This window comes from Cupriavidus sp. SK-4, assembly GCF_000611125.1.
Classification (GTDB): domain Bacteria; phylum Pseudomonadota; class Gammaproteobacteria; order Burkholderiales; family Burkholderiaceae; genus Cupriavidus; species Cupriavidus necator.
The window spans coordinates 57,970-65,803 of sequence record NZ_JFJW01000116.1 but is presented as its reverse complement, the minus strand read 5'-3'; the positions used below and the strand labels follow the sequence as shown (position 1 = coordinate 65,803).

The window sequence follows — 7,834 nt, the reverse complement described above, 5'->3', positions numbered from 1 at the left end:
CGGCCTTCAGGCCGGCGCCCGCAACGCTGGGGTCAGACGCTCAGATGGTCACGCCACCGTCCACGACCAGCGCCTGGCCGGTCATGAAGGTGCTGGCTGCCGAGGCCAGGTAGACCGCCGCCCCGGCGATCTCGACGGGTTCGCCGATGCGGCGCAGCGGGGCGCCCTGGGTGGACTGCTTGTAGCGCTCGGGATCTTCCCACAGCGCGCGCGCAAAGTCGGTCTTGATCAGCCCCGGCGCGATGCAGTTCACGCGCACATTGTGCGGCCCGAACTCGACGGCGAGGTTGCGCGCCAGCTGGAAGTCAGCGGCCTTGGAGATGTTGTACACGCCGATGGTGGGCGAGCCGCGCAGGCCGCCGATCGACGACACGATGATGATCGAGCCGTCCTTGCGGTCGATCATCTGTGGGGCCACCATCTGGATCAGCCAGTGGTTGGAGATGACGTTGTTGTCCAGCACCTTGCGGAACTGGTCGTCCGACACGCCGCTCATGGGCCCGTAGTACGGGTTGGACGCGGCATTGCAGACCAGCACGTCGATCTTGCCGAAGGCGCGGTTGGTCTCGTCGACCAGGCGCTGCAGGTCGTCCTTCGAAGAAATATTGGCAGGGATCGCGATCGCGGTGCCGGCGCCGTGACGGGCGTTGATGGCATCCACCACTTCCTGGCAGGCCTCGATCTTGCGCGAAGAAATGACCACCTTGGCGCCCTGGACGGCCATCTGCTCGGCGATGGCGCGGCCAATCCCGCGCGAGGAGCCGGTGACGATGGCAACCTTGCCCGTCAGATCAAACAATGACATGGAGTCTCCTGTATGGCTGCGCCGGCGTCAGGGGCCGGCTTTGTCCTGGCGACGTGCCCGCAGGCAGCATCGCCGGGACATTATGGTGGCGCCGCTGGCCCCAGTCCACAGGCCCGGGTGCCGTGCGCCGGCCATATCAGGATTCTTTCTGCGGGCAATGCGCGCCGTGCATGGCAGGCATGCTGCATAGCGGAATAATGGCGGCTCAGGTGCCGGAGGATGCCGTTGCGGGCGCCAGCAGCGCTGGCAGGGCGTCGGCCAGGCCACGCCGCAGGTCATCGTCCAGCAGCACGCCAAAGCGATCCGACAAGGCCTGCACCACGGCCTCGGGCGAGGCCAGCCGCGTTCGGTGAACGGTGCCGTCCGGTGCGCGCTCGGCCAGGTCGCCGTCGGCCAGCGTCACGCGGGTGCCGCCGTCGGTGCGCGCGGCCATCAGCCGCTGCAGGAACACGCTGTCAGGGTGCGTCGATACATACCAGTTGCGCGGCACGAAATCGATCCACGGCTGCGGCGTCAGGTCAAAACGGTAGATCTTGATCCAGCCGGCATCGCCGCGCGCCTCCAGGTCGTAGCTGTGGAACGCGGTGGCGGCGGCCTCCGGCGGCGAAGGGGCCAGCCGGTATGGGAAGCTGTCATCGGCCGGCTCGGACAGCGGCATCGCCTGGTATGGCGTGGGGCCGCCGAAGCCGACATCGGCCAGATAGCTGCGATGCGCCACCTCCACGCGCAGCAGCATGTGCGAGGTCGCGGTCGGCACATCGTCGGGAACGCCCCAGCGCACGCGCGCGGCCAGCGGCGTCACGGCGTAGCCGAGCGCGCCCAGCCCGGCCGCCAGCAGCGTATTGAGCTCAAAGCAATACCCGCCGCGCCGGCGCGTGACGAGCTTGTCGAAGACTGCATCCGGCTCGATCCGTACTGGCCGGCGCAGCAGTGGATCGATGTTCTCGAACGGAATGCTGGCCAGGTGCGCGGCCAGTACGATATCGAGCGCTTCCAGCGTGGGCGAGGGCGGGGCGGCAATGCCGAGGCGTGCCAGCCAGGCGTCCAGTTGGGGTGCGTCCAGGGTCATCATGGTGTGCGGGGCTCCGGTGCGATGCGTTCAGTTGAGAGCTTCCAGCGCCGGCAGGTCAAGCAGTTCGATGCCGCCATACTCCAGCCGCAGCAGCCCGCGCGCTTCCAGTTCGCGCAGCGCGTGATTCACGGTCTGGCGCGACAGGCCCAGCATCTGCGCCAGTTGCTCCTGCGGGATGCGCACGCGCTGCGTGGCCTGGGCCTGCGGCAGGTTGCCGTAGCCATGCGCGATCGCGGCCAGGCGCCGGGCGATGCGGGCCGCCGGCGGCAGCAACTGCGCTTCCTCGACATAATTGAAGGCCTGGCGCGTCTTGGCTGCCAGCAATTGCCCGAAAGCCTGCCACCAGACCGGCTGTTGCGCCAGGCGCCGTTCCAGGCTGGCGCGCGGCACGTGCCACAGCGTCGTGGCGCTGACCGCGCGCGCGTCGTGGGTGCGCGGCAGGCCGTCGAACAGGCAGATCTCGCCGAACCAGGTGCCGGGCTCCAGCAGGCCGAGCAACGCCGCCTTGCCCGATTCGCCGCTGGCGTGGATCTGCATGGTGCCGCTGGCGACACAATACAGGCCGTCGAAACGGTCGCCGCGGGCAAAGAGCGTCTCGCCGGCCACCAGCCGGCGCAGGCTGCCGTCATCGAGCAGTGCCTGGCGCAGTGCGGGCGGCAACTGGCTGAACCAGGCGCCGGCACGTACGGCAGCAAGCGCATCGTCGCGCGGCGGCACCGCGCCGGGCAGTGCGCCGGCGAGTTGCGATTGGGGGCGTTGCGGCGGGCTCGCCAGTCCCATGCCGGTCTCCTTTCAGGTGGGGGCTGTGCCGGGTGTCAGCAGGGACACACACGGGCACGCTGCGACCGTCCGGACTGTCAAAAACCTGACAGACCAGACCGTGCGCGCCCACTACTATAAATCCACATCGCGCCCGCCGCGCAGCAGCAGGCGGCAGCGTCCGGCCGCCCTGGCGGCACGGCGCGCGCACGCCTGCGCATACAAGGAGACGCCCCCGTGAAAACCCTGATCGAACACCTGGCCAACTACGCCGCCTACCATCGCGACCCGCGCAACGTCTTTACGCACTTCATCGGCATTCCGATGATCGTGCTGGCAGTGACGACCCTGCTGGCGCGCCCGGCGCTGCCGCTGGGCGACGGCTCTGCCTACCTGACGCCGGCGATGCTGCTGTACATCCTGTCGTGCCTGTTCTACCTGCGCCTGTCACTGGTGTTCGGGGTGGCGATGGCGGTCATCCTGGCGTTCTTCCTCTATGCCGGGGCGCACATTGCGGCGATGCCCACCGCCTGGTGGCTTGCCATCGGCCTTGGCCTGTTCGTGGTGGGATGGGTGATCCAGTTCATCGGCCACTATTACGAGGGGCGCAAGCCGGCCTTCGTCGACGACCTGGTCGGCCTGCTGATCGGTCCGCTGTTCCTGGTGGCTGAAACCGCCTTTGCGCTGGGGCTGGCACGCGACACGCGCGAGGCCATGGCCGCCCGCGCGCACTGATCAGGGCAGCCCCGCCGGCAGCCGCAGCCGGGCGGCCAGCCCGCCCAGCGGGCTCGATGCCAGCGCCAGGCTGCCGTCGTACATCGCGGCGATTTCCGTCACGATCGCCAGGCCCAGCCCGCTGCCGGCGGCGGCCTCGTCGAGCCGGCCAAAGCGGGCGGTGGCCAGTGCCTGCGCCTCCGGCGGCATGCCGGGGCCGTCGTCCTCGACCAGTATTTCGAGCTCGCCATCCGCTTCCTGCAGCGTGACGCGCACGCGCGTGCGCGCCCACTGGCAGGCATTGTCGAGCAGGTTGCCGAGTATTTCGACCAGGTCTTGCCGGTCGCCGGCAAAGTGCCCGGCGCCTTCAACCGTCAGCGCCAGCGCGCGCTCAGCGTGCAGCCGCGCCAGTGCGCGCGTCAGCTCCCGTACCGGCGGGACGGCATCGATGCGCTGGCCGCGCGCCGCCGCGGCGCCCGCGGCGCGTGCACGCGCCAGGTGACGGTCGACCTGCCGGCGCATCGCTTCGACCTGCGCCGCCACGGCTTGCGCCGGTGCCCCCGGCAGCGCCGCGGCCTCGTTGGCGAGCACTGCCAGCGGCGTCTTGACCGCGTGCGCCAGGTCCGCCGCCTGCCGGCGCGAGCGTTCCAGCGCCTGGGCGTTGCGTGCCAGCAGGGCATTGATCTCGGCCACCAGGGGTTCGACTTCGGTGGGCCAGTTGCCGCCCAGGCGTGCCTCGCGCCGCGCCTGCATCGTGCCCAGCGCGCGCCTCAGCCGCGCCAGCGGCGCCAGGCCGAACTTCACCTGCGCCGCGACCGCCAGCATCAGCCCCAGCCCCAGCGCCGTCAGCGACCACGCCAGCGTCCGGTTGAAGCTGCGGCGCGCGGCGCGCAGCTCGGTCCGGTCCAGTGCCACCGAGATCTCCACCGGGGTATCCGCGGACGGCAGCACCAGTTGCCGCGACACCACCAGCAACGACTGGTTGCTGGGCCCCTGGCGCACGTCGGCCTGGGCGCCGGCAAGGCGGCGCTCCACCGTCACCGGCATTTCCGTATCCCACAGCGAGCGCGAGCGCAGCAGCGCGCCCGGCGCGCGCGCCTGCCAGTAGGTGCCGGAGTAGGGCAGCTCGTAGCGGGGATCGGCAGGGGTACGGGTGAGGATCAGCTTGCCGTCGGCACTCCAGTCCAGCGCCGCGGCCAGGCCCGCCAGCTGGTGGTCGAGCTGGCGCACATAGGTGTTGTTGACGTGGCGCTCGAACAGTGTCGACAGCAGCCAGCCGCTGACGCCCAGCGCCGCTGCCAGCCAGATCGCCGCCACTGTCAGCAGGCGCAGCGCAAGGGATCGGCGCAGGCGGGCCGGCATCTAGGGCTGCAGCTGCGACGGCGGCCGCAGCCGGTAGCCCTGGCCGCGCACGGTCTCGATGACGTCCACGCCAAGCTTGCGGCGCAGCCGCCCGACAAAGACCTCGATGGTGTTGCTGTCGCGGTCGAAGTCCTGGGCATAGATATGCTCGGTCAGCGCGGTCTTGCTGACGATGGCGCCGGGATGGTGCATCAGGTAGTCCAGCACGCGGAATTCATGCGAGGTCAGTGCCACCGGCGTGCCGTCGACGGTGACCGTGCCTGCGCGCGGATTCATCAGCACCGGGCCGCATTGCAGCTCCGGCGCCGGCATGCCGTGCGCGCGCCGGATCAGCGCGCGGATGCGCGCGAGCAGTTCTTCCATGCGGAATGGCTTGGTCAGGTAGTCGTCGGCGCCGGCATCGATGCCTTCGACCTTCTCGGTCCAGCTGTCGCGCGCGGTCAGGATCAGCACCGGCACGCTGACCTGCGCGGCGCGCCAGCGGCGCAGCACCGAAAGGCCGTCCAGCCGCGGCAGGCCCAGGTCCAGGATGACGGCGTCGTAGGGCTCCTGCTCGCCCAGGTGGCAGGCGTCCAGGCCGTCCGCGGCCACGTCGACGGCATAGCCGGCGTCGGCCAGGCTGGCACGGACCTGGGCGGCGAGGGCGGCTTCGTCTTCGACCAGCAAGATGCGCATCGGGGTCTCCTGTTGGTCAGGGTTTGCGGCGGGCGTCTTCCAGCCCACGCCCCTTGGCCTTGAGCAGGGCGGCCGTGCGTGCATCGTACTCGAGCTTGGCTACCGAACCGCCCGGCAACAGCAGCTTGACCTCGTACTGCCAGATGCCGTCGTCGCGGTCCAGCTCCACGCCGATCACGTCGCCCGCGTACTGGCGCGATACCGTTTCCAGGATGCGCGACAGCGGCAGGATTTCGCCCGACTGCACGGCCGCGCGGGCGCGGTCGGCGTCCTTGTCGGCGTGCGCGGCCGGCATCGCCGCCAGCGCCAGCAGCGCCGCAGCAACCAGCACGCGGGGGCGCGGGAGGGCCGGGAAATAGAACTTCATGGCCTGGAGTTTGCATCAATTTGCCTGAATGCGGGCTGAACGGAGCCCTCGTGAACAGGCAGCAAACGGTCTCGCTGCGGCATGCGCATCGCTGCGCGCGCAGGCACCGAAGAGGCCGCCGCGAACGCCAAAACGGGGGTACGTAGGCCGTATTCGCGTTTCCACTGAGGCAAAGCCGCGACAAAACCCGGGGTTTTCACGGGGTTTTACGTTTCGCATGCACGAAAACCCCTTGACTTACGGTACTTTCCGCTATGATTCAGTGGGCGTCGAGAAGACGATTGCGCAACGCTGAGAAGCAATGCGAAACACCTGCCGACACCCATCTGTTCAACTTACGAATATCGATATGGCGACCAAAGCGAAACCGACCGCGAAGACTGCAACCAAGCCCGCTGCCAAGAAGGCCGCGGCAACCAAGGCACCCGTGAAGGCTGCCGCCAAGAAGGCCACGCCGGCCAAGAAGGCTGCTCTCGCCGCTGCGCCCGTTGCGCGCCCGCTGAAGGACACCTTCAACAAGTCGAGCCTGGTCGCTCACCTGGTAGCCCAGACCCAACTGGAAGCCAAGGCCGTAAAGACGGTGCTGGCCCACCTGGAAACCACCATCATCGGCGCGCTGAACAAGAAGGGCGCTGGCGAATTCACGCTGCCCGGCCTGCTGAAGGTCACGGCCCAGCAAGTGCCGGCCAAGAAGAAGCGCTTCGGCAAGGACCCGTTCACCGGCGAAGAGCGTTGGTTCCCGGCCAAGCCGGCCAGCGTCAAGGTCAAGGTCCGTCCGCTGAAGAAGCTGAAGGACGCCGCAGCCTGATCTGCGCCACGTTGTCCTGACAAAAAAGGAGCCGCTTGTCGGCTCCTTTTTTTTTATGCGCGAGCGCAATACGTGCCGCGCGTTCCTGCATTTTCAGCCGCCGGCGACAGACCGGCGCGGGAGGAGACACGATGCCAAGTCTGCAAAGCCAGCTGTGGCGGCTTGCCTTGCGCCTGGTCCGCCGCAAGCAGCGGTTTGCCAGCGCGCAGGCGCTCCATGATGAAATCCGGCGGCGCCGTATCGTCGGACGCGCCTATCCGTCCCGGCGCCTGCGCGCGCGGCACGCGGTCAGCGAGGAGCGGATCGCCGGGATGGAGGTGTACACCGTGCAGCCCAGGAGCGGGCCTGCGCATGGTAAAGCCCGTCATATCCTTTACCTGCACGGCGGCGGCTATGTATTCGACATCGTCAGCCAGCACTGGGATTTCATCGGCAAGCTGGTGGACGCGCTGGGCTGCGCGGTGACGGTGCCGGTCTATCCGCTGGCGCCTGAACATACCCACCGCGACGTGTTCGCGGCCATGGTGCCGCTGTGGCAGGCGCTGCAGCAGCGCTATCCGGGCACAAACCTGACCGTCATGGGCGATTCCGCTGGCGGCGGCATGGCGCTGGCGCTGGCACAGGTGCTGCGCGACAGCGGCCAGCCGCTGCCGCGGCGCCTGGTGTTGCTGTCGCCGTTCCTGGATGCCACCGGCGACAATCCCGGCATCGATGCCCTGGAGCCGTTCGACCCGATGCTGTCACGCCCCGGGGGCATTGAATGCGGGCGCGTCTATGCCGGCGCGGATCCGGTCACCTTGCCGCAGGTCAGTCCCATGCACGGTGTGTTGCGCGGGCTGCCGCCCACCACGTTGTTCATCGGCACCCATGACATCCTGCTGCCCGACTGCAGGAAGTTCCGCCAGATGGCCGACGAGCAAGGCCTGCCGCTTCGGTATCACGAGGGCGAGGGAATGTTCCACGTCTGGATGCTGCTGCCGATGCCGGAAGCGGACGCGGCGTTTGCCGAGATTGTGCGGTCGGTGCTTGCCGACGACGCGCATGGCACGGAGGGCAGGGACGGGCTGGCGCCTGTGCGCACAGCCGTTGCCCCGCAGGAGGTGACCGACCCGGGTTGATGCCGGCCGCCCGGTGATTCATGCCAGGCTGGCCGCAACTGGACCTGACTGGAGCAAGTTTAACCTGCGTCAAATGGACACGACGGGCGCCCCCCTAGAATCGGTCAGGTCATGGGTGCGGGGGCGCTCCCCATGACAGAGCTTCCGGAGTCTT

At 68.8% G+C, this 7,834-nt stretch carries 9 protein-coding genes; 3 read left to right on the top strand and 6 right to left on the bottom strand.

Translation table 11 applies throughout. The features are described from left to right. Positions 1–40: 40 nt before the first annotated feature. The 3 genes from CF68_RS24770 to CF68_RS24760 form a co-directional block, all read right to left on the bottom strand. Positions 41–805, bottom strand: a complete 765-nt coding sequence (locus CF68_RS24770; protein ID WP_035823979.1) for an SDR family oxidoreductase — start codon at positions 803–805, stop codon at positions 41–43. Between the two features lie 205 nt (positions 806–1,010). Further along, a complete protein-coding gene (locus CF68_RS24765; RefSeq protein ID WP_035823976.1) occupies positions 1,011–1,877 on the bottom strand; it encodes an arylamine N-acetyltransferase in 867 nt (288 codons plus the stop codon). A gap of 27 nt (positions 1,878–1,904) precedes the next feature. Then, positions 1,905–2,657 carry a Crp/Fnr family transcriptional regulator gene (locus CF68_RS24760; protein WP_035823973.1) on the bottom strand — a complete coding sequence of 251 codons (753 nt, stop codon included), beginning with the start codon at positions 2,655–2,657 and terminating at the stop codon, positions 1,905–1,907. A 216-nt stretch (positions 2,658–2,873) separates the two neighbouring features. On the opposite strand from CF68_RS24760, the gene CF68_RS24755 reads away from it, so the two are divergent. Further along, positions 2,874–3,371 carry a DUF962 domain-containing protein gene (locus tag CF68_RS24755; RefSeq protein WP_035823971.1) on the top strand — a complete coding sequence of 166 codons (498 nt, stop codon included), beginning with the start codon at positions 2,874–2,876 and terminating at the stop codon, positions 3,369–3,371. Here the strand turns inward: CF68_RS24755 and CF68_RS24750 are convergent, their stop codons facing one another. The 3 genes from CF68_RS24750 to CF68_RS24740 are packed head-to-tail and all read right to left on the bottom strand — an operon-like array spanning position 3,372 to position 5,754. Next, positions 3,372–4,712 (bottom strand): sensor histidine kinase, encoded by a 1,341-nt coding sequence (locus tag CF68_RS24750; RefSeq protein ID WP_035823970.1) that lies wholly within the window; start codon positions 4,710–4,712, stop codon positions 3,372–3,374. It lies immediately after the preceding gene. Further along, positions 4,713–5,387, bottom strand: a complete 675-nt coding sequence (locus tag CF68_RS24745) for a response regulator transcription factor (protein ID WP_035823968.1) — start codon at positions 5,385–5,387, stop codon at positions 4,713–4,715. Positions 5,388–5,403: 16 nt separating this feature from the next. Continuing rightward, entirely contained in the window at positions 5,404–5,754 is a 351-nt protein-coding gene (locus CF68_RS24740; RefSeq protein WP_035823965.1) for a PepSY domain-containing protein, read from the bottom strand. A gap of 349 nt (positions 5,755–6,103) precedes the next feature. Here CF68_RS24740 and CF68_RS24735 point away from each other — a divergent pair, with 349 nt between their 5' ends. After that, positions 6,104–6,562, top strand: a complete 459-nt coding sequence (locus CF68_RS24735) for an HU family DNA-binding protein (RefSeq protein ID WP_035823962.1) — start codon at positions 6,104–6,106, stop codon at positions 6,560–6,562. A 131-nt stretch (positions 6,563–6,693) separates the two neighbouring features. After that, the gene (locus CF68_RS24730) at positions 6,694–7,680 is read left to right on the top strand and encodes an alpha/beta hydrolase fold domain-containing protein (RefSeq protein WP_035823959.1); all 987 of its coding nucleotides are present in this window, start codon (positions 6,694–6,696) and stop codon (positions 7,678–7,680) included. Positions 7,681–7,834 lie beyond the last annotated feature (154 nt).

Excerpts from the sequence above, each read along its gene's own strand:
- CF68_RS24770 (WP_035823979.1), bottom strand. The coding sequence starts at position 805 with ATGTCATTGTTTGATCTGACGGGCAAGGTTGCCATCGTCACCGGCTCC.
- CF68_RS24765 (WP_035823976.1), bottom strand. The coding sequence starts at position 1,877 with ATGATGACCCTGGACGCACCCCAACTGGACGCCTGGCTGGCACGCCTC.
- CF68_RS24740 (WP_035823965.1), bottom strand. The coding sequence starts at position 5,754 with ATGAAGTTCTATTTCCCGGCCCTCCCGCGCCCCCGCGTGCTGGTTGCT.
- CF68_RS24750 (WP_035823970.1), bottom strand. The coding sequence starts at position 4,712 with ATGCCGGCCCGCCTGCGCCGATCCCTTGCGCTGCGCCTGCTGACAGTG.
- CF68_RS24735 (WP_035823962.1), top strand. The coding sequence starts at position 6,104 with ATGGCGACCAAAGCGAAACCGACCGCGAAGACTGCAACCAAGCCCGCT.
- CF68_RS24745 (WP_035823968.1), bottom strand. The coding sequence starts at position 5,387 with ATGCGCATCTTGCTGGTCGAAGACGAAGCCGCCCTCGCCGCCCAGGTC.
- CF68_RS24730 (WP_035823959.1), top strand. The coding sequence starts at position 6,694 with ATGCCAAGTCTGCAAAGCCAGCTGTGGCGGCTTGCCTTGCGCCTGGTC.
- CF68_RS24760 (WP_035823973.1), bottom strand. The coding sequence starts at position 2,657 with ATGGGACTGGCGAGCCCGCCGCAACGCCCCCAATCGCAACTCGCCGGC.